Genomic DNA, 22,946 nt, shown 5'->3' with positions numbered 1-22,946 from the left:
TTCACGCCCTGAAACCACCTTCTGAATGTGGTGTAGGCCACGACTGGGGGATGAGGACTGCGCCGGACCCCCCGGGGGGCGTAGCCTTGATTTCCGCTGTCCATGACCCTTGCGAAGCGGAAGAGGGCGGTTGCCGCCGTGTCGCCACAGTCCCCGAACACACCGAGTGCCGAGACCGACCAAGGCGCGGGTAAGAATCCCGCCGCCGGTTTCGGTGCCAACGAATGGCTCGTCGACGAGATCTATGAGCAGTACCTCCAGGACCCGAACTCCGTGGACCGTGCCTGGTGGGACTTCTTCGCCGACTACAAGCCGGGCGGCGACGCCTCGGCCGGGACGAAGCCGGAGGCGAACGGCTCGGACGCCGCTCCGGCCGGGACCGCCGGGGACGGCGCCCCGGCCCCGGCTCGTGCCGAGGAGAAGCCCGCCGGGAAGCCCGTCGCCCAGGCCGCCCCGCGGGCGGCCGAGCAGCCCGCAGCAAAGCCCGCCACCGCAAAGCCGGCCCAGGCCGCCGAGCCCGCGGGGAAGTCCGCGGGCAAGCCGGCCGCCGCGCCCGCCAAGCCGGCGGCCAAGCCCGCGGCGGAGCGTTCCGGCGCGGCGGACCAGGCCCCAGAGGGCCCCGAGCTGGTGACCCTGCGTGGTCCGGCCGCCGCCGTCGCGAAGAACATGAACGCCTCGCGCGACCTGCCCACGGCCACCTCGGTCCGCGCGGTCCCGGTGAAGCTGCTGTTCGACAACCGCATCGTCATCAACAACCACCTCAAGCGCGCGCGCGGCGGCAAGGTGTCGTTCACGCACCTCATCGGCTACGCGATGGTGCAGGCGCTCAAGGCGATGCCGGGCATGAACCACTCGTTCGCCGAGAAGGACGGCAAGCCGACGCTGGTGAAGCCGGCGCACGTCAACCTCGGCCTCGCCATCGACCTGGTCAAGGACAATGGGGACAGGCAGCTGGTCGTCGCGGGCATCAAGAAGGCCGAGACGCTCACCTTCTTCGAGTTCTGGCAGGCGTACGAGGACATCGTCCGCCGGGCCCGCACGGGCAAGCTGACGATGGAGGACTTCTCCGGCGTCACCGCCTCGCTGACGAACCCGGGCGGCATCGGCACGGTCCACTCCGTGCCCCGCCTCATGCCGGGGCAGGGCCTGATCCTGGGCGTGGGCGCGATGGAGTACCCGGCGGAGTTCCAGGGCACCTCGCAGGAGACCCTGAACCGCCTGGGCATCTCCAAGGTGATGACCCTGACCAGCACGTACGACCACCGGGTGATCCAGGGCGCGGCCTCGGGCGAGTTCCTGCGGCTCATGAGCCAACTGCTGCTCGGCGAGCACGAGTTCTACGACAGCATCTTCGAGGCGCTGCGCATCCCGTACGAGCCGGTCCGCTGGCACCGCGACATCGACGTCAACCACGACGACGAGGTCACCAAGGCGGCCCGCGTCTTCGACCTGATCCACTCCTACCGGGTCCGCGGCCACCTGATGGCCGACACCGACCCGCTGGAGTACAAGCAGCGCAAGCACCCCGACCTGGACATCAAGGAGCACGGGCTCACCCTGTGGGACCTGGAGCGCGAGTTCGCGGTCGGCGGTTTCGCGGGCAAGTCGATGCTCAAGCTCCGCGACATCCTGGGCGTGCTGCGCGACTCGTACTGCCGCACCACCGGCATCGAGTACATGCACATCCAGGACCCCAAGGAACGCAAGTGGATCCAGGACCGCGTCGAGCGGCCCCACACCCCGCCGGAGCGTGAGGAGCAGCTGCGCATCCTGCGCCGGCTGAACGCCTCGGAGGCGTTCGAGACGTTCCTCCAGACCAAGTACGTGGGGCAGAAGCGGTTCTCGCTCGAAGGCGGCGAGACGGTCATTCCGCTGCTCGACTCGGTGCTCGACGAGGCCGCGGCCGACAAGCTGGACGAGGTCGTCATCGGCATGGCGCACCGCGGTCGGCTGAACGTGCTGGCGAACGTGGTCGGCAAGTCGTACGCGCAGATCTTCCGCGAGTTCGAGGGCAACCTCGACCCGAAGTCGATGCACGGCTCGGGCGACGTGAAGTACCACCTGGGCACCGAGGGCACGTTCACCGGCCTGTCCGGCGAGCAGATCAAGGTGTCCCTGACGGCCAACCCCTCGCACCTGGAGGCCGTCGACCCGATCGTGGAGGGCGTCTCCCGGGCCAAGCAGGACATCATCGGCCGGGGCGGCAAGGACTTCACGGTCCTGCCGATCCTCATCCACGGCGACGCGGCGTTCGCGGGCCAGGGCGTGGTCGCCGAGACGCTGAACATGTCGCAGCTGCGCGGCTACCGCACCGGCGGCACGGTCCACGTCGTCATCAACAACCAGGTGGGCTACACCGCGACGGCCGCCGCCGCGCGCTCCTCCACCTACTGCACCGACGTGGCGCGGATGATCGAGGCGCCGATCTTCCACGTGAACGGCGACGACCCCGAGGCCGTCTGCCGGGTGGCGCGGCTGGCGTTCGAGTACCGGCAGGCGTTCAACAAGGACGTCGTGATCGACCTCGTCTGCTACCGGCGCCGCGGGCACAACGAGACGGACAACCCCTCGTTCACGCAGCCGCTGATGTACGACCTGATCGACAAGAAGCGTTCGGTGCGCAAGCTGTACACCGAGTCGCTGATCGGTCGCGGCGACATCACCCTTGAGGAGGCGGAGCAGGCGCTCCAGGACTTCCAGGGGCAGTTGGAGAAGGTGTTCAAGGAGGTCCGCGAGGCCACCGTCACGCCCGCGCCCGCCGAGGTGGCGCCGCCGAAGCCGGAGTTCCCGGTCGCGGTCGAGACCGGCGTGAGCGCCGAGGTCATCAAGCGGATCGCCGAGTCCCAGGTCAACACGCCCGAGCGGATCACCGTCCACCCGCGTCTGCTCCCGCAGATGCAGCGGCGTGCGGCGATGGTCGAGGAGGACGCGATCGACTGGGCCATGGGCGAACTGCTGGCCATCGGCTCGCTGCTGATGGAGGGCACCCCGGTGCGGCTCGCCGGCCAGGACAGCCGGCGCGGCACGTTCGGCCAGCGGCACTCGGTGCTGATCGACCGGAAGACGGGCGAGGACTACACCCCGCTGCTGTACCTGTCGGACGACCAGGCCAGGTTCAACGTCTACGACTCGCTGCTGAGCGAGTACGCGGCCATGGGCTTCGAGTACGGGTACTCGCTGGCCAGGCCCGAGGCGCTGGTGATGTGGGAGGCGCAGTTCGGCGACTTCGCGAACGGCGCGGCCACCGTGATCGACGAGTTCATCTCGTCGGCCGAGCAGAAGTGGGGCCAGACCTCGGGCGTCACGCTGCTGCTGCCGCACGGCTACGAGGGCCAGGGTCCCGACCACTCCTCGGCGCGCATCGAGCGCTTCCTCCAGCTGTGCGCGCAGAACAACATGACGGTGTCGATGCCGACGACCCCGGCGAACTACTTCCACCTGCTGCGGTGGCAGGTGCACAACCCGCACCACAAGCCGCTGGTGGTCTTCACCCCGAAGTGGATGCTGCGTCTCAAGGCGGCGACGTCGGCGGCGGCGGACTTCACCTCGGGCGGGTTCCGGCCGGTCATCGGGGACACGACCGTCGACCCGGCCGGCGTGCGCCGGGTGGCGCTGTGCTCCGGCAAGGTCTACTACGAGCTCGCCGCCCAGCGGGAGAAGCTCGGCCGGACCGATGTGGCCCTCGTGCGCCTTGAGCGGCTCTACCCGCTGCCGGCGGACGAGATCCAGGCGGAGCTGGCCCGGTACGCGAACGCGGAGTCCTGGATGTGGGCCCAGGAGGAGCCGGCGAACCAGGGCGCGTGGCCGTTCATCGCGCTCAACCTGGCCGAGCGCCTGGGGCGCACCGACCAGCTGCGGCGGGTGTCGCGGCCGGCGTCGTCCTCGCCCGCGGTGGGCTCGGCGAAGCGGCACCAGGCCGAGCAGCAGGCGCTGCTCGACGAGGTGTTCGGCGACTGAGGCGGCCGGTCCCCGGCGGCCTCCGCCGGGGACCGGCCCTCGTACGGAACGGGCCGGTGCCCGCCGCGTCTCCCGCGGCGGGCACCGGCCCGTTTCCGTGGCCCCGCGGGCGGGGCGGGCGGGTCAGGTCAGCAGCGGCTCGAAGTCCCAGTGCGGGCGCACCCGCGAGCGCGCGCTGACGGTGTGGGCGTGCTGCGAGCCGAGGGTCGCGATGAGGCCGGAGAGCGCCTCCTCCTCGACCTTGTCCGCCTCCTCGCGCTGCCGCAGCCCGCGCAGGTCGGTGGCGAGCGCGATCTGGGCGGACAGGAACAGCGGGTGGGTGCGGCCCAGACGCCGCGCGACGCGGTGGGCGGTGTCGCGGCTCAACTCGGCGGCGCCCTCGACGTCGCCCTCCAGATTGCGCGCGGCTCCGGTGTTGAGCGCGATGCCGAGGGTCCAGGGGTGGTCGGGGCCGAGCGCGCCGGTCATGTCGGCCAGGCACTCCTCGATCAGCAGCAGCGAGGACTGCCGCTCCCCCGCCGCCCGCAGCACAAGACCGTGGTTGGCGCGGACGCCGATGGTGAACGGGTGCAGCTCGCCGAGGCCCGTGCGGTACCGCTCCGCGGTGCGCTCGCCCAGGTCCCTGGCCAGGTCGAGCTGGCCGTGGGACCGCAGCACGAAGGAGCAGCAGGTGGCGATGGCCAGGGTGAGGGGCGAGGTGTCGCCGAGCACGCGCTCGGCGCGCTCCAGCAGCGCGGACAGCTGGGCGTGCGCCTCTCCCCTGGCTCCGGCGCGGAGCACGCACATCGCCAGGTTCAGCTCGGCGGCGATGGTCTGGGGGTTGTCCTGGCCCATCACGAGGCGGTGGGTCTCGACGCTGTTCTCCATGACGGACAGCGCCTCGTCGTAGCGGCCGAGCAGGCGCAGGTCGAGCGCGTAGTCGTGCTCGGAGCCCAGGGACAGGGCGTGGCGGGGGCGGTGCAGCTCGCGGCGGGCCCGCAGGTTGGTCCGGTCGGCGGACAGCGCCTCCTCGTACCGGCCCAGGAGGCGCAGCGAGGCCGCCAGGTTGTGGCGGGCGTTCAGCGTCCTGGGGTCGTGCTCGCCCACCAGCTCCAGGTAGGTGTCGAAGACCCGCTGGTTGACGCGCAGCGACTCGTCGTAGCGGCCCTGGCCGCTGAGGTCGGCGCCCAGCCCCTCCTCGGCGCGCAGCACGGTCAGGTCGCGCGGGCCGCGGTGGGCCCCGAGGCGGTCGATGACGAGCCGGTCGATGCGCTCGGTCTCGCGGTAGGCGCCGGTGGCCCGCAGCAGCGTGGCCCGCTGGGAGGCCAGGTCCCACACGAGCGGGTGGTCGGGGCCGAACACCTGCCGCCAGGCGCGGTCGGTGCGCTCGGCGAGGTTGATGCCCGAGGTGTACTCGCCGGCCAGGTACAGGTAGCTGAGCGAGTGGAAGATCAGCTGGTGCATGTCGGCGTCGCGGCTGGCGAGCGCCCCCGAGGCGTCCAGGTGCGGCACGATCTTGGCGAACCTGGACCAGCGGCGCGTGTCGGCCGGCCGGCCCGGGTTCGCGGCGGAGAGGGCGCGGCGGACGGCGCGGGAGAACAGCTCCTGGTCGTCCTTGGGCATCCCGTCGCGCACGGTCTGGTGGACCATGCGGTGCACGTGGATCGTGCCGGAGTTCTCCGGGTCGCTCTCCTCGTCCGGGGTGTCCCAGCGGATGACGGAGTACTGGACGAGCTTGCTGATCGCCGCGTTCCACCTGAGCGAGTCGTCCATCAGCCCGGTCAGCTGCTCGGGGAGGCTGGCGGACGGGATGCCGCGCACGAGCTGCACCGGGATGGCGCCGGGCGCGAAGTAGGCGCACAGCCGCAGCAGTTCGACCGCTTCGGGCACGGTCTCGCGCAGCCGGTTCAGCAGTATGGAGAAGGCCGTGTAGTACGTCATGGGGAAGTCGGCGGCCACGCGCAGCCCGGCGTCCAGGTCCGAGCCGCTGCCGAGCAGCCCGATGTACTCGGGAACGGACATCTGGGAGTCGCTGAGCCAGCCGGCCGTCTGGTCGAGGGCGAGCGGCAGGTCGCCGAGCGCGGCGGCGAGCTGGTCGGCCTCCTCGGGCACGATGCGGGGCGCGCGGCGGCGGATGAACGCCACGGACTCGTCCCGGTCGTAGACGGGCACCTCGTGCAGCGCGGTGTTGTGCTCGGCCCACTCGCGGTTCTGCGAGGTGATGATGACGTGTCCAGGACCGCTGGGCACCAGGTCGGAGATGGGCCCTGGGTCGTCGGCGCCGTCGAGGACGACGAGCCAGCGGCGGTAGGGGTCGCCGCGGCGCAGCGCGTTGCCCACGGCGCGGAGCCGTTCGCCGTACTCGGGGCCCGTGGTGAGGCCGAGGGCGGGCGCCAGCTCGGCCAGCCGCTGGCGCAGCGTGCCGCGCTGGTCGGCCGGTACCACCAGACCAGGTCGTACTCGGAGCCGAAGCGGTAGACGTACTCGGCCGCGATCTGGGTCTTGCCGACGCCCGACATGCCGAGCAGCGTGGCGATCCCGGCGCCGGGCTCGGCGCGCTGGAGGAGGTCGTAGACGTGCTGGAGGGTTTCCTCGCGGCCGGTGAACCTGATGTTGCGCCGGGGCACCCCGCCCCACACGTGGGGCTGGTCGTGCGGGTAGCGGGGAACGGCGCGCCCGCCGAGCGTGTCGCCGGAGGAGACGGGGACGGGCGAGGCGCCGAGCACGTGCATCAGGCGGCGCTCGGCCTCGCGGGCCCCGATGCCCCACAGCTCCGTGGTGCCGCCGAACGCGGCGGCGGCCGTGGGCATGGGCTCGGGCGCGACCGACACGGCGGCGAACCTGTGGGCGTTGGGCGCGACCACCGACCTGAGGGCCGCGTTCCACTCGGCGTCGGTGCGCGGGCCGAGCTTGAAGTACCAGTCGCTGAGCACGACCAGGATGCGGCCCTCGACCAGCAGCAGGTCGCGCAGCGCGACGTCGAGCGGTACCTGCACCGGCGGGTTCCACCGCTGGAACACCACCTGCCAGCCGAAGCGCTCCAGGCGGTCCCCGATCCAGGCGGCCCAGGCCCGGTTGAACCCCGCGAAGCTGACCGTCACCCGCGGGCTGTCCCCGCGCCTGCCCTCTGCGGCCATCCGACCGTCTCCCTCGTCCCGGCGGACGGGCCCCGGCGTGCGACGGCCCGTCAGATGTCCATGACTGGAACATACACCGCGCGTACGACAGGTAATCACCCCCGAGCTTCCCGCCGTCCGTCCGTCATCGGCCGCCGTGCTGCCGCAGCCACACCGTTCTCGCCGTCTCGACGTAGGCCGCGGCGCGCACCAGGTGGCCCGCGGGCGGCGCGGGCTCCCGCAGCCGCTCGTACCGCTCCGCCATGGCCTCGACGAACACCCGGCCCGCGTCCGTGAGCCTGCGGGTGTTCCGCAGCATGGGGAGCACGGCGCCGACCTGGGTGCGGCAGCGGGCGTGCGCCGCCCACGCCTGGTCGCGGACCTCGGCGTCGTCGTGCGCGACGGCGAGGCGCTGCCAGAAACCGGTGAGCGCCAGGTGCGCGTAGGTGCCGTGCAGCAGGCCGTGGAACGGCCGCGGGTCGGGACGCCAGGGGGCCCAGTGGCGGGGTTCGTCGTCCACGGTGTGCAGCGGGACGAGTTCGTCGAGCGCGGTGAGCTTGGCGTGCTGGAGCTCGTGGGCGAGCCCGGCGGCGAGGTGCGCGGGTCCCGGCGGCCGGCTGGCCATGACGGCGCCGAACGCGGTCGCGCTCGTCCCGCTGGTGTGGGCGCCGCCCGAGGTGCCGGGCGCGGGGTCGAGGGTGGGGACGATGCAGTCGAGCAGGGCGAGTTCCGCCGACCTGGCGGCGCCGCCGAGCCCGAGCAGCGGCAGCGCGTCGCGCCACAGCGCGCGCCACCGGGCGCGTTCCTCGGGGTGCAAGCCTGTGGGTGCCCCGGTGCCGAGCGGCCCCGGGTCGAGGTCGTCGAGCAGGACGGTGCGCGGGCCGCCGTCGAGCCTGTGCAGGGGCAGCCAGCCCGGGTCGTCAGAACGCCAGGTGCCCCCGGTGTCGCGGTACACCTCGGCCGGTGCGCGGCCGGCGGCGCGCAGGACCAGCCGGTCCCGGTCGCCGCTCAGTTCCGCGGGCGTGCCGTCCGGCGCCTGGCAGCGGAACGCGCCGAGGGTCGGCAGCGCGATGTGCCCGGCGTGCACGGGAACGCGCGTGGCGAAGCCGACGCCGGAACGCGCCGCCGCGGCGGCGGCCAGGGCGCCGAGGCGCGCGAGGTCGCGTGCGGCGCCGTCCCGTGCGCCGGGGTGGCTGCCGGTCTCAAGCCACTGCACGCAGCGTTCCGCCCAGGGCCCGGTGAGGGAGTAGAACAGCACCTCGCGGGCGGCGGCGGGGGCGGCGCGCTCCACGGTCTCAAGCAGGCCCGCGTGGTCGCGCGCGGCGCGCGCGGCGCCCGCGCCCGCGGCCGTGCCGCCCGCCTCGACGGCGTCGAGCAGGACGCGCAGCAGCAGCAGGCGGCGGGTGTGCTGGCCGGCCGCGAGGCGGGCGATGGTGTCGCTGCCGCCCTCGGTGCTGCCGAGCGCGTGCACCTCCTCGCGGGTGAGGGTCGCCGTCACCGCCCGGCCGCCTCGCGCAGGGCCGACGCGACGTGCCGGATCAGGCGGCGCAGGTCGGCGCAGTAGACGGACGGGTTCGCGAAGCCGTGCCCCGCCCGGTAGCGGTGCGCGTAGTGCCCGCCGCCGCAGACCTCGACGAGGGGGCAGCGCAGGCACGTGAGGGGCAGGGCGGCGCGGCCCGCCTGGCGCGCGGCGACGCCCGGGTGGGCCAGCGCCTCGTCGAAGGAGTTGCGGTGGACGTCGAGCCCGGTGGCCGCGGCGCCCTCGTAGGCGGACTTCAGGGAGTCGACCTGCTCGATGCTGCCGTCGGTCTCGACGACGACGGCGGTGAACGGCTGGAGGCCGAGGGCCTCGGTGGCGGCGGGCAGCCCGAGGAGGAGGGCGATGCACTCCTCGAACAGCCGCACCCGCACGGCGCGGCGTTCCGCACCCCACCAGCGGTCGAACGCGGCGCACAGCCAGTCGCCGTACGGCGTGGGCGCGGCGGCCGGGGCCGGCAGGCCCTGCGGCGGGCGCGTCCAGTTGCCGTGCGGCAGCAGGAAGTCGATGCCCGGCGGATCGAGCGCCCGCAGCGACGCGTACACCTCGACCGGGTCGGTGGCCAGGTCCACGACGCACAGCACGCCGGACCAGGCGGGCCGGTGCCGCGGCTGCGCGAGCAGCCGGGCGGCCCGGCGGGCGGCGGGCCACGCGGGCCGGCCCGCGTGGTCGACGCGCTGCCGGTTGTGGCCGGCCAGGCCGCCGTCGAGGCTGAGGCCGACGCGGATGCCGTGCGCGGCGAGCGCGGTCAGCCGGTCCTCGGTGAGCAGCACGCCGTTGGTCTGCACGGCGGCGTGCACCGCGCAGTCGGCCGGCACCCTCGCCCTGACGTCCTCGACGAACGCGCCGAGGTCGGCCGGGTCGGTGAGGAGCGGTTCGCCGCCGTGCAGGACGACCGACAGGGCGCGCAGCCGGTGCGTCCGCGCGTGCTCGCCGATGCGGCGGGCGGTGCGCCGCAGCGTCTGCGGCGCGGCGGACACCGGCTGGCGGCGCCAGCCGGTGTCCGCGGCGAAGTACATGTAGCAGTAGCGGCAGGCCAGGTTGCAACGGCTGTTGACCTTCACGACGAACTGCCGGAAGGGCGCCGTCGGCACTCGCGACCCGGCCGCCTGCGCTGGTGCGTGCACGTCCCGCGGGCTCCCCATCGTCCTGCTCCGCGCCGGCCTGTTCCGGTCTCGTGGAGCCCCTGAGGAGTCTTCCGTGGCTGACGTTCCGTAAACAGGATCGGTCAGCCTCTGTCCGTTTCGCATGGCGACCGGGCCGAAACCGGCTACTTCCGCGCCCCGGCGGTCACATGACACCGTTGTTGTCGAACTGGTTGAAGCCCCAAAGACCTTCCCCCTGCCGCACGACCCGGTCCCGCAGCTCGGCCAGCACCTCACTGAGCACCGGGTGGTCCAGGTCGCGCAACTCGCTCAGACTCAGCCCGAGCAGATCCGGCAGCGGCTCACGCCCCTCGCTCACGGTTCCTCCGCACACTCCTCGGCAACAGGGCCGAAGGAAGATTCCCTTCCGCGCACGCGCGAAAACCCCGCGGGGCCGCCGAGGCGGCCCCCGGCGGGAGCGTGCGCGTTCAGGTCTCGCGCCGCAGCGCTTCCAGACGCGCCGTCGTGTCCGCCGCGCCGGACGCCTCGTCCCGCGGCAGGCGGCCCCACAGCGTGAGCGCGGAACGGTACGCCTGGCCCGCCGCGAGCGGCTTGCGCGCTGCTTCGAGGACCACGCCCCGCTGGTGCAGCGCCGTCGCGGCGAGCCGCGCCGGCTCGCCGGGATCGGCGGGCCCCGGCACCGCGACCCGCGCCACGGACGCGGCCCGCCGGTAGGCGTCGGCCGCCTGGTCGAGCCGTTCCGTGCGGCGCGTGTGCCGGTAGGCCCTGCGGTGGGTCTCCCCCAGCTCGAACCACGCGCGCGCCGCCGTCAGCGGAGCCTCCGCGTCGTGCGCCGCCCGCGTGAACAGGTGCTCGGCCTCCCGCAGGTCCACCAGGTCGACGGCGTCCTGGTACCGGACGATCAGCGCCTGACCCAGCATCAGCAGGCGCCCTGGCAGCCGCGGGTCGCCCGCCGGCGTCTCCATCCGGCAGTCCCGCAGCACCCGCACCGCCCGCGACACGAACGCGCCCCCGTCCGGCAGCGCGGCCCGCCGCAGCAGCGCCGCGCCCCACTCCTCGATCAGGTCGCCGTACCCGTCCAGGTCACGGGACATCAGGCGGCCGGCCTCCTCGAACCGCAGCGCCGCCGCCTCAAGCTCCTCGGGACCGCCGCCCGCCTCGTACCCGCGCACCGCGAGCCGCCCGGCGCGCCGCAGGCAGGCCACGACGAGCCCGGGCCTGTCGCTCAGCCGGCGCGCCCGTTCGACGACCTCATCCGCCCGCCGCCACTCGTGCTCGGTCAGCAGCAGCGCGTCCACCAGGTCGAGCAGCGCCCAGGCCCGCACCCCCACCTGCGCGCCCTCCGCCTCCAGCGCCCAGCAACCGCGCCGCAGGGACTCGGCGGCCTGCCCGGCCCACACCCGGGCCCGTTCCGCGTCCGGCGCCGCCTCGGCGAGCCGCAGCAGCGCCCGGCCGTGCGCCAGCGGCAGCCCGCTCGGCTCGGCCTCGTCGGCCGGCCAGGCGTCCGCCACGGCCTCCACGATGCCGATGCTCTCCTGGAGCAGCGCCGTGTCGCCGTTCAGCCGCCACTGCTCCTGCAACACCTCGACGCGCTCCAACGTCAGGTCGACGGCCGTCCCCGGGTCGAGTCCAGGCGTCGCGCACACCGCCGCGAACTCCGCGTCCGCGCGCTGCCACAGGTCGAGCGCCGCCCCGTCGTCCCCCGCGGCCCGCCGCTCGCCCGCCATGGCCCGCAGCACCCGCGCGAGCGCCGCGCGCGCCACCGCGGACCCGGGGTGCGTCGCCGCGGTCCGCGCCGCGTCCTGGGCCTCGGCCAGCAGCGCCCCGTCGCGCTGGGCCCGCCACAGGCACAGCAGCTGCTCGGCCAGCTCGCTCCACAGCTCGGGATCGGTGCCGAGTCCAGCGGCCCGCTGGCCGCCGGCCGCCTGCCGCAGCAGCCGCACCGCGTCCAGCTGGTGCTGCACCTTGCCGTCCGCGGCGAACCGCGCGGCCAGCGCCCTGGCCTGCTCCACCGCGACGGACGGCTCCGGCACGTAGGCGGCACCGGGCTGCCCCTGCGCGAGCGGCGGCGCCTCGGGCAGGAAGCGCCGCAGCACCTTGGCCGCCACCTCGGCGAACGGCCGCGGCAGCGGCGGCCCCTGCGGGTCCTCCTGCCGCTCGCCCCGCGGCTCCTCCTCGCCGGAGAGCTGGGCGAGGGCGAGGGCGGGGAAGTTGGGCCCCGTCCTGCCGAACCGCTGCGCCACGTAGCCGGAGCAGTGCTTGAGCACCAGCAGCGCCTCGTCCTGCCCGAGGTCCCCCAGCAGCTCGTCGTGGACCCCGGCCGTGAACTCGTACCAGCGCCCGTCGTCCGACACCTCGGAGAGCCGCCGCACCAGCCCGCTCAGCAGCACTTCCGACAGCTCGGCAGGGCCCGAGTCGGGCAGCATCGTCCGCTGGATCAGCTGCATCACCGGCAGGTACAGGGGCGCGGCGGACAGGTAGACGGCGAGCCTGGCCGCGCCGGGCGACGCGGTGGCGCGGAAGCGCGCCACCCGCGCGGCCGAGCTGCGCGGCACGCCGACCGCGCGGCGCGCCGGCGCGGGGGGCTGATCGGCGCGGACCCAGCCGACGGCGCCGTGCGCGGAGCTCGCGCCCGAGCCGGACAGCAGGCCGGCCCACGCCCCGAGCGAGGCCGCCGTGGGCGGCAGCACCGGCACGGGAACGGCGCCGCGCGCCGGCGGCGCGGACTGCCCGGCGCCGGCCGTGAACCGCAGCCGCGCCGAGCCGCCGGGACCTTCCTCCCTGGTCAGCAGCCCGGCCTGCACCGGGAGCCGCGTCCTGGCCCACAGCCGCTGCGGCAGCGGCTGCACGACCGCGACCGGCGCGTGCCGCGACAGCCGGTGCAGCAGCCGGTGCGCGGTGCCGTCGCGCCACAGCGGCCCCGTGCAGTCGCTGACGACGACCGTCAGGCGCCGCCCGGTGGGGTCCGCGAGCTGGCTGACCGGGTGCAACGGCGCCTCGGCCGGCTCGAAGCGGCGGCTCACGGCGGGGCCGCCGTCGGGCGAGGCGTGCAGGTAGTGCACCTGGACGTCGCGGAACGCGCCGAGCCGCGCGAACACCTCGGCCAGCTCCCCGAACATCCGCTGCCACACCCGCATCGGCGAGGCCGCGTCGAGCAGCAGCTGCGCCTCGGTGTGGCCGCGGGCCCGTTCGCGGAAGGCGGGCGTGAGCAGGCCGCCGGCCCGCGCGGTGCGGTCGACCGTCTCCCGTTCGTCCAGGTCACCGGACGCGGGGCGGCGCGGCGGGCGGGCGGGCGGGCGGTAGCGCCGCAACGGCCGCAGCGCGCGCTCCAGTTCGAGCAGGCTGGGCAGCGCCCTTGCCTCCGGCACGCCGACGCGCAGCGCGTCGGCGGGCAGCCCTGCGGCCTGCCGGCCCTCGCCGGCCGGCTCGGCGTACAGCCGCACCGTGTCGTCGGCGGCGTGCGGCGCCCTGCCGGGCGCCCCGAAGCGCGCCTGCCCGCGCCCGGTGGCGGGCGCGCGACCGGCGTCCGCGCCCGGCGCGGGGCGGGCCGCCGCGCGACCGCGGCCGGCCGCCTCCCCGGGGCCGTCCTGCGCGTCCGCGGCGCGGGACGGCGGGCCGCAGGGCCGGGAGAACTGCGCGAGCCACAGCGCGTCGGCCAGGCCCGCCAGGTCCGGGTCGAGCCCCGCGCCGCGGAGCGCCCCGATCAGGGTCGCGAGGTCGTCGTGCCGCCGCCCTGGTGCCGGATCGGACATGGCGGCCTACCTGGGGCGGTCGAGGCGCTGGATGAGCATGTCGGCCAGTCGGTCGCGGGTGGGTGGCTCGGCGTGGTGGGTCAGGTAGATGGCGTTCAGCAGCTGGTCGGTGGCCAGCTGCTCGGTGCGGGACCGTTCGAGGAACCGCGCGATCAGGTCCTCGCCCACCCGGGTCAGCTCGTCGCCCAGGTGCGCGCGGACCACCGTGGCGAGGCGCTCGTGGTCCGGTTTGCCGATCTCCAGGTGGATGCAGCGGCGCAGCAGGGGCGCGGGGAAGTCCCGTTCGCCGTTGCTTGTGAGCACCACGAACGGGAACGCGTGGCAGCGGACGCGCCCGTCGCGGACGGTCACCTTGGCGCCGTCGTCGGTCAGGACCTCGACCTCGGGCTCGCGCTCGGCGATGCGCTCCAGCTCGGGAAGGGAGAACTCGCCCTCCTCCAGCACGTTCAGCAGGTCGTTCGGGAGGTCGATGTCGCTCTTGTCCAGCTCGTCGATGAGCAGCACCCTGGGCCTGGCCGTCGGCAGCAGCGCGGTGCCCAGCGGGCCGAGCCGCAGGTAGCTGCCGATACCGCCGGGCGACGTGGCCGAGGGCGGCCCGTCGGCGCGGCTGCTCGCCGCGATCTGCGTGTCCTGGAGCCGGGCGATGGCGTCGTAGTGGTAGAGGCCGTCGCCCAGGGTGGTGCGGCTGACGATGGGCCAGCGCAGCACGCGCCCGAGGCCGAGTTCGTAGGCCACGGAGTGGGCCAGCGTGCTCTTGCCCGTGCCGGGGCTGCCGGTGACGAGCAGCGGGCGGCGCAGGTAGAGCGCGGCGTTTATGATCTCAAGCTCCTCGGCGCTCGGCCGGTGCATCTCGGCCAGATGCCGGTAGGCGCCGAGGCGGCGGGTCGAGGCGCTGTCCGTCTCGGGCCCCGGCGCGACCAGCGGGCGGCCGTCGAAGTCGCGCCAGGGCGGCGGCTCGGGCAGCGCCCTGATGCCGTCGTGCGGCTCGCCCGCGCCGCGGTAGATCAGCCACTCGTCGGCCGCGGGCGCCGGTTCCCCGGCGGCCGGGTCGCCCTCCTGACCCGGGAACCTGTCAGTCACTGCCACAGCATGCTCCTCGTCGCTTGGTCACCGTCCGGGCGCCGCCTCCCCGACCGTATCGGGGCAAACGGGCGGGGTGGGAGGCTTTCGCGCGCTTCGGCCTGTTCACGGCGCCTCCAGCGGATCGTCCGTGCCCGGCAGGGGGCCGGCGGGGTCCGCGTAGAGCAGCGCGAGCCCGCGTGCCCAGTCGGCGTCCGCCAGGCCGCCGCCGACCGCGGCGCGCAACTGCCACAGCGCGTCCGGCAGCAGGCCCGCGTGCCCCGCACCGCTCACGGTGCGGTCGACACCGCTGTGGAAGTCGCCGCAGCCCCGGCCCCGGTCCCGCGCGTCGCGTCGCCACAGGATGACGTTGTACCCACTGGCCATCACCCGATGCAGGGCGGCAGGCTCGCCGCCCGAAACAGGCGTGCGGCACAGCACGGGAACGGTCGCCGGGTCACGGCCCATCAGAACGGCCGGCACGGGCAGCGGGCGGGGCCGGTCGTCCGCGCAGTCGAGGACATCCGCGCTCATGGGCCCGGCGTGCACCTTCGCCCAGCGCGCCAGGCGCATGGCGCGCACCTCGTCGCTGTCCTCCGCCTCGGGCACCGGGTCGGTGCAGCGGACGACGACGGGGCGCTGCTCGCCCAGCTGGGGCCCGCCGGGGGCGAGCCGCCACTCCTCCACGGGGAAGCCGAGCAGCGAGTAGGGCACGGCCACGTGCAGCGGGACCGGCCCGTCCGGCTCGTCGCCCCGGCGGAACGCCTCGGCCAGCGCGGCGCGCAGCCGTTCCGGCGGCTCGTCGGGACCCGGGGCGCGGAAGTCCTCGTCGATGGAGGTCAGTTCACCGGTCGCGCGTCCGGCGCACACGCGCCAGTCGTACCGGCCGCGCTCCCAGCCGTGCGGGGTGATCTCCAGCAGGACGAAGGGCTGCTGGGCCGGAGCCGGGTAGGCGTCGGGCAGCCCCGTGTCCCGGGCCGGGCCGCCGGCCGCTCCCCCCGGCACGCCGGCCGCGGCGGGGCCCGACCACGGGAACGGGCCGGGACCCGCGGCGCCCGGGGGCGCGGCGGTGCGGCCCGCCGCGGCCGGCTCCCACGGCGGTTCCGCGAGGGCGGGCGTGCCCCGCGGAGCGGGCGGCCCGGCCAGCACGCGGCGGGCCTCGCGTTCCCGGATGCGCGCGTCCTGTTCGAGCCTGAGGTTGGCGCGGAACCAGCGGGAGAGGCCGGCCCCCGCGGCGGCGGCGCCGGCCCAGTCCCGCAGCCGCGCCTCCACGCCCGGCTCCGCCGGGTAGGGCCGGTCGGCCGTGGCCGCGTGCACCGCGTAGCGCAGGACGAGCTCCAACTCGGCGGTCCCCTGCCGGAGTTCGTACAGCAGTCCGAGCCCGTCGCGCCAGCCGCGCGGCGCGGGCAGCGTGCCCTCGTAGGGCCGACCCCGCAGCGCGGTGATCATCTCGTCGAGCCGCCTGGTGGAGACGGGCGGCGGCAACTGGGCGAGTAACCCCAGCAGTTCCACGCGCTGCCCGGGCGTCAGCGCGCGCCCCGCCGCCGCCCGCACGTCGCTCTGCGCGTCGGTCCAGGTCTGCTCGGCCAGGTCGGCCACGTCGAGATAGCGGTCGGCGTGGTACCGGTCGTGGGCGCCGAGGACGCGCTGGTACAGGTCGTCCCGCTCGGCGAGCTGGGGGTCGGCGGGCAGCGGCATGCGGCGCAGCTGGACGATGGAGGTGGCAAGCCCGCCGTCGCGCCCCGCGGAACGCCGCGCCTTGAGAATGCCGATCACCTCGCCGCGCCTCAGGTCGACCACGGGACCGCCCGAGACGCCCTCGGGCACCTCGTCCTCCCCGCCGAGCTTGAGCAGGCCGTCGCCGCCCAGCTCGCCCCTGATGGTGCACCGGCCGCTGATGTCCTCGATGCCGTCCTCGGTCCTCAGGCACCCGAAGAAGGCGACCTCGCCGCGGGTGAAGACCCGCGCGGTGCGCTCGGTGAGCCAGACGCAGCTGTGCGGGACCGGATCGAGGAGGCGCACGAGCGCGAGGTCGGGCGCGGGCCACAGTCCGCCCGCCGGGTTCCCCTCGGGCCTGGCCCATTCGACCCGGCCGCGGACCGGCCGCTCGACTCCCCGGATCGTCAGCCCCACCTCGTCGCGCCCTTCCGGGCCGCTTCCCCCGCGCAGTGCCACGTGGGCGCAGGTGAGCACCCAGTTGGGGGCCACGAAGAACCCGCTGCCCCACGGCCGGGAAGCCGCCTCGCCCCCGTCATACCCCCTCGGCGCGGCATGGATGCGCACCGTCGCCGCGGCGGCCAGTGGCGCCAGGGTCTCGAAGGGGTCCACGTCCACCGGCTGCGCGCCCCCTTCGTCCGCCCACGTCATTCCACCTGCCCCAACCCCTCCGGTGGTCCGCCCTGCCACGTGAGCGTCACGGTGATGGCGCCCTTGGCCTCCCCGTCCGCGAGGAGCCCGACGACCCGGCCCGCCTTCGCGGTCAACTCGATGCCGAACGTGACGCTGACCTCGTCGGGGCGCGCGGCGCGGAGCCCGTCGGCCACGGACGAGGCGACGCCGGTGATCAGCCCGCGCAGGCTCTCGACCTGTGCGGCGGCGCGGTCGACGAGGCCGGTGTCGACGTACCCGGCGCCGCTCCCGCCGGCCGTGCCCGTGTCGGTGTACCCGGCGTCACCCGTGCCGCGAGGCGCGGGCAGCACCTGCTCCGCGTCCGAGATGCGGGCCCATACCGGCGTACCGTCCGGCAGGCTGATCCTGGTGACTCCACTGCTCATGCGACCCCCCGTCGTGCGCGTGTGTGCATGCAGGTTAACCGCCGGTACCGACAGCTGCCTATCCTGGGGTTTTCCTTCCCACCTCTGGCGTCCGGGAGCACGTCGTGTACTTCACTGACCGCGGTATCGAGGAGTTGGCGCAGCGGCGCGGCGACGAGGAGGTCACCTTCGAGTGGCTGGCCGATCAACTCCGCCTGTTCGTCGACCTCAACCCCGACTTCGAGGTGCCCGTGGAACGGCTCGCGACATGGCTCGCGCGGCTCGACGACGAGGACGGCGAGGAGGACTGACGGCACCCTGACGACGACCGGACGGCTCGCGACGATTGGGCGGCGGGCGGCGGGCGGCGGGCGGCGGGAAACGAAGCCGGGGGGCGTGCGCCGATGGGCCCGCGCCGGGACCACTTGACTTGAACAGTACGCGATATATCGTGTTGAGGGTGGACGCGATATACGGTCGCGTCATCATCCGGTGTGTTCAGCGGGGAGTCCCACCATGGCGGTGCAATCCGAGTGGTCCGTCACCGAGGCGCAGACCCTCACCTTCGACGACAGGCTCATCGACGAGCTGGACGTGCGCGTGGTCAACGGCGCGGTCAACGTGGTGGGCACCGAGGGGACGGCGGCGCGGGTGGAGATCGCCGACGTCGCGGGGCCGCCCCTGAGCGTGCGCCTCGACGGCGGCTCGCTCACGATCGCCTACGACGACCTGCCCTGGCGCGACTTCCTGAAGTGGCTGGACGTCAAGGGGAGGCGCAGGACCGCGGTCGTCTCGGTGTCGATCCCGTCGCGCAGCCGCCTGACCGTCGGCGTGGTCGGCGCGTCCGCGGTGATCGGCGGCGTCTCGGGACGTACGGACGTGCGGGGGGTCAGCGGCAGCACCACCCTCGTCGGGCTCGACGGACGGGTACGGGCCGAGACCGTCTCGGGCGACGTCGAGGCCCAGGCGCTCGGCGGGCGGCTCACCTTCAGCACCGTCTCGGGCAATCTGACCGTGATCGACAGCACCCCACCGGGCCTGAAGGCCGACTCCGTCAGCGGGGACATGGTGGTCGACCTCGCGGACGGCGGCGCACCGGCGAACGTCCGGCTGAACACGGTGTCGGGCGAGATCGCGGTCCGGCTGCCCGAGTCGGCCGGCGCCCGCGTCTCGGCCGGTACCGCGGGCGGCGTGATCTCCTCCGCTTTCCCCGAGCTGAGGGTCTCGGGCCTGTGGGGGGCGAGACAGCTCTCCGGCACGCTGGGCACCGGAGCGGGGGCGGTGCACTGCTCCACGGTCTCCGGTCCGATAGCGCTGCTGCGCCGCCCACCGGCCGAGCCGGGCCCGGCCGCCGCCGCATCCACCTCGCGTAAGGACGTCTGACATGCCTCCCGTCTTCGGCCACGGCCGACTTCGCCTCTACCTGCTGAAGCTTCTGGCGGAGGCGCCCCGGCACGGCTACGAGGTGATCCGGCTGCTGGAGGAGCGCTTCCAGGGGCTCTACGCCCCGTCGGCCGGCACGGTCTACCCGCGACTGGCGAAGCTGGCCGCCGAAGGTCTGGTCACCCATACCGAGGAAGGCGGGCGGAAGGTCTACTCGCTGACCGCCGAGGGCGAGCGCGAGTTGGCGGCGAGGGAGGCGGAGCTGACCCAGCTGGAGCGGGAGATCCGGGACTCCCTGGCGGCGCTGGCCGCGGACATACGGGAGGACGTCAGCGGGTCGGCCCACGACCTGCGCCAGGAGGTGCGGCAGGCCACGGCCGCCGCGCGCACCTCGACGGAGACGGCGGCCGGCCGCGCGGCGTGGGCGGCGCAGGCGCGCCGCGCCAAGGAAGAGTCCCGCCGGGCCCGGCGGGAGGCGAAACAGGCGCAGGAGGCGACCGAGGCGGCGCGTCACCGTTTCGAGGAGGCCGCGCGGCGCATCCACGACCGGGTCCAGTCCCACGCGAACGCCGGTGACTGGTCGGGAGCGATCCGGGAGGGCCTCGAAGGACTGAGCGGCGAGATAGGCGGCTGGAGCCGGTACGTGAGCCCTCCGTCGGAGGAGTGGCAGGGCGACCGGGCCCGCGGGCCGGGCCGCGGGCCGGAGCAGGCACGGGCGGAGCGGGCCGGGGAACCGCGGGCGCAGCGGGCCGAGGAAGCGTGGGCGGAGCGGGCCGAGGAAGCGTGGGCGGAGCGGGCCGAGGAGCCCGTCAGGGAGCTTGAGCGGCTGCTCGACAAGTTCCGTGACGATGTCCGGGACGCGGCCCGAGACCACGGGGTGTCGCAGACCGACCTGGCCGAGGCGCGCCGCCACTTGTCGACGGCCGCCGCGCACCTGGTCGCGATGCTGCGTTCTCCCCACGGCTGAGCACGCGCCCCCGCCCGCCCGTCGCCCCCGCGGGCTTCTGCCCGCGCGTGCGCGCGTGCGCGCAGGCGGTGGTCGAAGAGGTCTCCCACGACCAACTTCTGCCAGCGCGTGCGCGCGTGCGATGACGCGGGTGAACCCGCCGTCATCGCGCCTGGGCTCTCCCCGCCCGTCCGCGCGTGCGCGCAGGCGGAGCGGCGCCGACCGGTCAGGCCGGTCGTGCCGCTCGCCAGGCCCTCGCCGCGCGGGACGCCGGTCCCAGGGGGTTCGCCGGGTCAGGCCGGTTCCGCCACACGGGGTGGGGCCGTGTCCGCGCGGACGCACCGGCGGCAGGCGCGCGCCGAGGCCGCCAGCACGGCGTGCGAGGCGACGGTGAGCGCGCCCGCGCAGGTCACCAGTGGCCAGGCCGCGGCTGACGGAGCCGTCACGGCCAGCGCGAGGGTGGCCAGCGCCATGGCCGCGCTCGCGATCGTTCCGGCCCACGCGACGAGGAGCGGCAGCCGTTCGGGGACGGGCAGCCGCCGGGCCAGGACGCCGGTCCCGGCGAGCGTGCCCGCCCCGAGCAGCGCGGCGAGCGCCGCGACGCCCACCAGCGGCAGGGCGACCAGGCGGGCGGGGCCGGGAAGTCCCGCCCCGAGAAGCAGTGCCCAGCAGGCGGCGAGGAGCGGCGCGGTCAACGCGACCGACCGCGCGGTGTGCCGGGTCTGCGCGATGGTCAGTTCGCGTTGGCAGACCGGCGCCAGTTCCTCGACCGTGCCGAACTCGCGGATCGCCTCGGCGGCGGCCCGCCGGTAGGGCAGTCCTTCGGCGGTACGGGCCGCGACGGAGTCCGCGAGTCCGTCGCGCATCTCCTCGACCATGCGCGTTTTGGCTGCCCGAGGACCGTGCAGCGCCGCGGCGAGCGCGGTCGCGTACGCGTCGACCGGGTCCGCCTCCGACGGCGCCACCGGCTCGACCCCGTCGGGAGCGACCACTCGATCAGGAGCGCCGCCCCCATCAGGAGCACCGGCCGCGCCGGGCACACCGAGCACACCGGCCGCGCCGGAAGCGACGACCGCGTCAGGAGCGCCGACGCCGTCGGCCGGGGCGCCGGGCCGGGCGCGCTTCATGTCGCCGGCCGCACGGACGGGCCGGCGTCGAGCACCGAGCCGATGGCCGCGGTGAACGCGCGCCACGCGGTGCGTTCCTCGGCGAGCGCGCCGCGGCCCGCGTCCGTCAGCGCGTAGCGGCGGCGCCGGCGTTCGCCGACGGACTCCCAGCTGCTGTGCAGGAGGCCGAGCCGTTCCAGGCGGTTCAAGGCGGGATAGATGGTGCCGGTGCGCAACTGGAGCGCGCCGCCGCTGCGTTCCTGCACGGCGGTGATGATCGCGTACCCGTGCAGCGGCCCCGGTTCGAGCACGGCAAGCAGCAACCCGTCGAGGTGGCCGCGCACTGCGTCTGACTTCATGAGTAGGCAGACTACCTAAGAAACCCATAGACGTGCTACCTATTGCCTACCAACACATCACCCCGCCCGGGGTGCCGGTTTCCAGGAGTGGAGTCCTCGCGGTGACCAAGTTCTTGCTGTTCGTGCACGTGATCGCGGCGATCCTCGTCGTCGGACCGATCGCCGTCGCCGCCTCGATGTTCCCCCGCCTCGTGCGGCAGTCCGCGCCGGGAGCCGACCTGCTGCACCGGATATGCCGGGGATACGCGGTCGTCGGGGTGGCCGTTCCGGTGTTCGGCATCGCGACCGGCGCCTCGCTCGGCGTGCTCACCGACGCCTGGCTGCTCACGTCGGTCCTGCTGACCGCGCTTGCCGCCGGGCTGCTCGCGCTGTCGATCCTGCCCGGGCAGGAGCGCCTGCTCGCGACGCCGCACGGCGCCGAGGAGCCGCGCCGGGCCGGGGCCGCGCGACTCGCCATGGTGACGGGCGTGTTCAACCTGCTGTGGGCCGTCGTGGTCGTGCTGATGATCGTGCGCCCCGGCTCCACGACGGGAGCGTGAGGCACGGTGCGTGCCCTGCGCGTGGCGGCGGCCGTCGAGGCCGGAAGCCTCGCGGCGCTGCTGCTCAACCTGTTCACCGTGCACGCGGAGGCGGTCTCGTCACTGCTGGGCCCGCTGCACGGCACCGCCTACCTGGTGACCGTCGTGATCGCCTGGCCGGTGCGCCCGGCCCGGTTCCGGGCGCTGGTCCCCGGTGTCGGCGGCCTCCTCGCGGCCCGCCACCGGCCGCCCGCCCCGCCGGCCTGAACGGCACACTCCGCCGGCCTGAACGGCACACCGGCGTGAACGGCCCGCCCCCGCCGGACCGGCGCCCCCGCCCGCGACCGGCCGGACGCCGCCCGCCGCGCGGGGAACGGTCAGGGATTGAGGACGATCTTGCCGAAGACGTCGCCCTCGGCCAGCCTCGCGAACGCCTCGCGGGCCCGGTCGAGGGGAAGCACCGAGTCGATCACCGGGCGCACCCCGGTGGCCGCGCAGAAGGCGAGCAGCGACGCCAGTTCCTCCTTGCTGCCCATCGTCGAGCCGACGACCTTCAGTTCGAGGAAGAAGATGCGGTTCAGCTCGGCCGACGCGGGCGACGGGCCCGAGGTGGCCCCGGAGATCACCAGCGTGCCGCCGGGGCGCAGCGACTTCACCGAGTGCGACCACGTCGCGGCGCCCACGGTCTCGATCACCGCGTCGACCCGCTGCGGCAGCCGCGCCCCGGGCGCGAACGCGCCGCTCGCGCCCAGTTCCATGGCGCGTTCGCGCTTGGCCTCGTCCCGGCTGGTGGCGAACACCCGCAGCCCCGCGGCCTTGCCGAGCACGATGGCCGCGGTGGCCACGCCGCCGCCCGCGCCCTGCACCAGAACGCTGTCCCCCGGCCGCACACCGGCGTTCGTGAACAGCATGCGGTAGGCGGTCAGCCACGCCGTGGGCAGGCAGGCCGCCTCCTCGAACGACAGTTCCGCGGGCTTGGGCAGCACGTTCCACGCCGGCACGGCGACCCGTCGCGCCAGCGTGCCCTGGTACTTCTCGGTCAGCAGGCTGCGCCGCTCCGCCGGGCCGACGCCGTGCCCGGTCGCGCCGATCACCGAGTGCACGACCACCTCGTTCCCCTCGGCGTCGACGCCGGCCGCGTCGCAGCCCAGGATCATCGGCAGCGCCTCCTCGCCGATCCCCACGCCGCGCAGCGTCCACAGGTCGTGGTGGTTCAGCGAGGCGGCTCTGACGTCGACGACCGTCCACCCCGGCGGCACCCGCGGCTCCGGCCGCTCCCCGAGTTCGAGCGCGTTCAGCGGCTGGTCCGCGTCGAAACGCGCGGCGTAGGCGGCAAACATGGCCCCACGCTAGCGGCCATCCGGCGTTCCATTCC

The 22,946-nt window shown here is 74.8% G+C and carries 15 protein-coding genes and 2 pseudogenes; 6 read left to right on the top strand and 11 right to left on the bottom strand.

Features of this window, described 5'->3' with window-relative positions; genetic code table 11:
- Positions 1-138 precede the first annotated feature (138 nt).
- On the top strand, positions 139-3,957 hold the full coding sequence (locus LC193_RS21820; RefSeq protein WP_226076719.1) for a multifunctional oxoglutarate decarboxylase/oxoglutarate dehydrogenase thiamine pyrophosphate-binding subunit/dihydrolipoyllysine-residue succinyltransferase subunit: 3,819 nt from the start codon (positions 139-141) through the stop codon (positions 3,955-3,957).
- Positions 3,958-4,080: 123 nt separating this feature from the next.
- Here the strand turns inward: LC193_RS21820 and fxsT are convergent.
- The 8 genes and pseudogenes from fxsT to LC193_RS21780 form a co-directional block, all read right to left on the bottom strand.
- Positions 4,081-7,073, bottom strand: a pseudogene (gene fxsT / locus LC193_RS21815) (FxSxx-COOH system tetratricopeptide repeat protein).
- A 124-nt stretch (positions 7,074-7,197) separates the two neighbouring features.
- Complete coding sequence (locus LC193_RS21810; RefSeq protein ID WP_226076718.1) at positions 7,198-8,550, bottom strand: aKG-HExxH-type peptide beta-hydroxylase; 1,353 nt, start codon at positions 8,548-8,550, stop codon at positions 7,198-7,200.
- Entirely contained in the window at positions 8,547-9,734 is a 1,188-nt protein-coding gene (locus LC193_RS21805; RefSeq protein ID WP_404819471.1) for an FxsB family cyclophane-forming radical SAM/SPASM peptide maturase, read from the bottom strand. The genes LC193_RS21810 and LC193_RS21805 overlap by 4 nt, the downstream gene beginning before the upstream one ends.
- 145 nt (positions 9,735-9,879) lie before the next feature.
- Positions 9,880-10,053 (bottom strand): FxSxx-COOH cyclophane-containing RiPP peptide, encoded by a 174-nt coding sequence (gene fxsA, locus LC193_RS21800; protein ID WP_226076716.1) that lies wholly within the window; start codon positions 10,051-10,053, stop codon positions 9,880-9,882.
- A 109-nt stretch (positions 10,054-10,162) separates the two neighbouring features.
- Entirely contained in the window at positions 10,163-13,447 is a 3,285-nt protein-coding gene (locus LC193_RS21795) for an SAV_2336 N-terminal domain-related protein (RefSeq protein ID WP_226076714.1), read from the bottom strand.
- Between the two features lie 6 nt (positions 13,448-13,453).
- Positions 13,454-14,455, bottom strand: a complete 1,002-nt coding sequence (locus LC193_RS21790; protein ID WP_226078847.1) for an AAA family ATPase — start codon at positions 14,453-14,455, stop codon at positions 13,454-13,456.
- A 177-nt stretch (positions 14,456-14,632) separates the two neighbouring features.
- Positions 14,633-16,873 carry a VMAP-C domain-containing protein gene (locus LC193_RS21785; RefSeq protein ID WP_226076712.1) on the bottom strand — a complete coding sequence of 747 codons (2,241 nt, stop codon included), beginning with the start codon at positions 16,871-16,873 and terminating at the stop codon, positions 14,633-14,635.
- Between the two features lie 20 nt (positions 16,874-16,893).
- Positions 16,894-17,280: pseudogene (locus LC193_RS21780) on the bottom strand (CU044_2847 family protein); the annotation flags it as partial.
- Positions 17,281-17,384: 104 nt separating this feature from the next.
- Here LC193_RS21780 and LC193_RS21775 point away from each other — a divergent pair.
- The 3 genes from LC193_RS21775 to LC193_RS21765 all read left to right on the top strand — a co-directional run bounded on the left by LC193_RS21775 (position 17,385) and on the right by LC193_RS21765 (position 19,609).
- On the top strand, positions 17,385-17,570 hold the full coding sequence (locus tag LC193_RS21775) for a DUF6104 family protein (protein ID WP_226076710.1): 186 nt from the start codon (positions 17,385-17,387) through the stop codon (positions 17,568-17,570).
- 205 nt (positions 17,571-17,775) lie between these two features.
- Positions 17,776-18,642, top strand: coding sequence for a DUF4097 family beta strand repeat-containing protein (locus tag LC193_RS21770; RefSeq protein ID WP_226076708.1), 867 nt, complete (start codon positions 17,776-17,778; stop codon positions 18,640-18,642).
- 1 nt (position 18,643) lies between these two features.
- Positions 18,644-19,609 carry a PadR family transcriptional regulator gene (locus LC193_RS21765; protein ID WP_226076706.1) on the top strand — a complete coding sequence of 322 codons (966 nt, stop codon included), beginning with the start codon at positions 18,644-18,646 and terminating at the stop codon, positions 19,607-19,609.
- 272 nt (positions 19,610-19,881) lie between these two features.
- Here the strand turns inward: LC193_RS21765 and LC193_RS21760 are convergent, their stop codons facing one another.
- Together LC193_RS21760 and LC193_RS21755 are read right to left on the bottom strand one after the other, a co-directional pair.
- Positions 19,882-20,580 (bottom strand): permease prefix domain 1-containing protein, encoded by a 699-nt coding sequence (locus LC193_RS21760; RefSeq protein ID WP_226076704.1) that lies wholly within the window; start codon positions 20,578-20,580, stop codon positions 19,882-19,884.
- Positions 20,581-20,711: 131 nt separating this feature from the next.
- On the bottom strand, positions 20,712-21,053 hold the full coding sequence (locus LC193_RS21755) for a PadR family transcriptional regulator (RefSeq protein WP_086158094.1): 342 nt from the start codon (positions 21,051-21,053) through the stop codon (positions 20,712-20,714).
- A gap of 101 nt (positions 21,054-21,154) precedes the next feature.
- Between LC193_RS21755 and LC193_RS21750 the strand changes: the two genes are divergently transcribed.
- Positions 21,155-21,592, top strand: a complete 438-nt coding sequence (locus tag LC193_RS21750; RefSeq protein ID WP_226076701.1) for a hypothetical protein — start codon at positions 21,155-21,157, stop codon at positions 21,590-21,592.
- A 6-nt stretch (positions 21,593-21,598) separates the two neighbouring features.
- Positions 21,599-21,838, top strand: a complete 240-nt coding sequence (locus LC193_RS21745; RefSeq protein ID WP_226076698.1) for a hypothetical protein — start codon at positions 21,599-21,601, stop codon at positions 21,836-21,838.
- Positions 21,839-21,948: 110 nt separating this feature from the next.
- Here the strand turns inward: LC193_RS21745 and LC193_RS21740 are convergent, their stop codons facing one another.
- On the bottom strand, positions 21,949-22,911 hold the full coding sequence (locus LC193_RS21740; RefSeq protein ID WP_226076695.1) for a zinc-binding dehydrogenase: 963 nt from the start codon (positions 22,909-22,911) through the stop codon (positions 21,949-21,951).
- Positions 22,912-22,946: the final 35 nt, after the last annotated feature.

The organism is Streptomyces marincola, from assembly GCF_020410765.1.
GTDB lineage: Bacteria > Actinomycetota > Actinomycetes > Streptomycetales > Streptomycetaceae > Streptomyces > Streptomyces marincola.
This window is presented reverse-complemented; position numbering and strand designations above follow the sequence as displayed.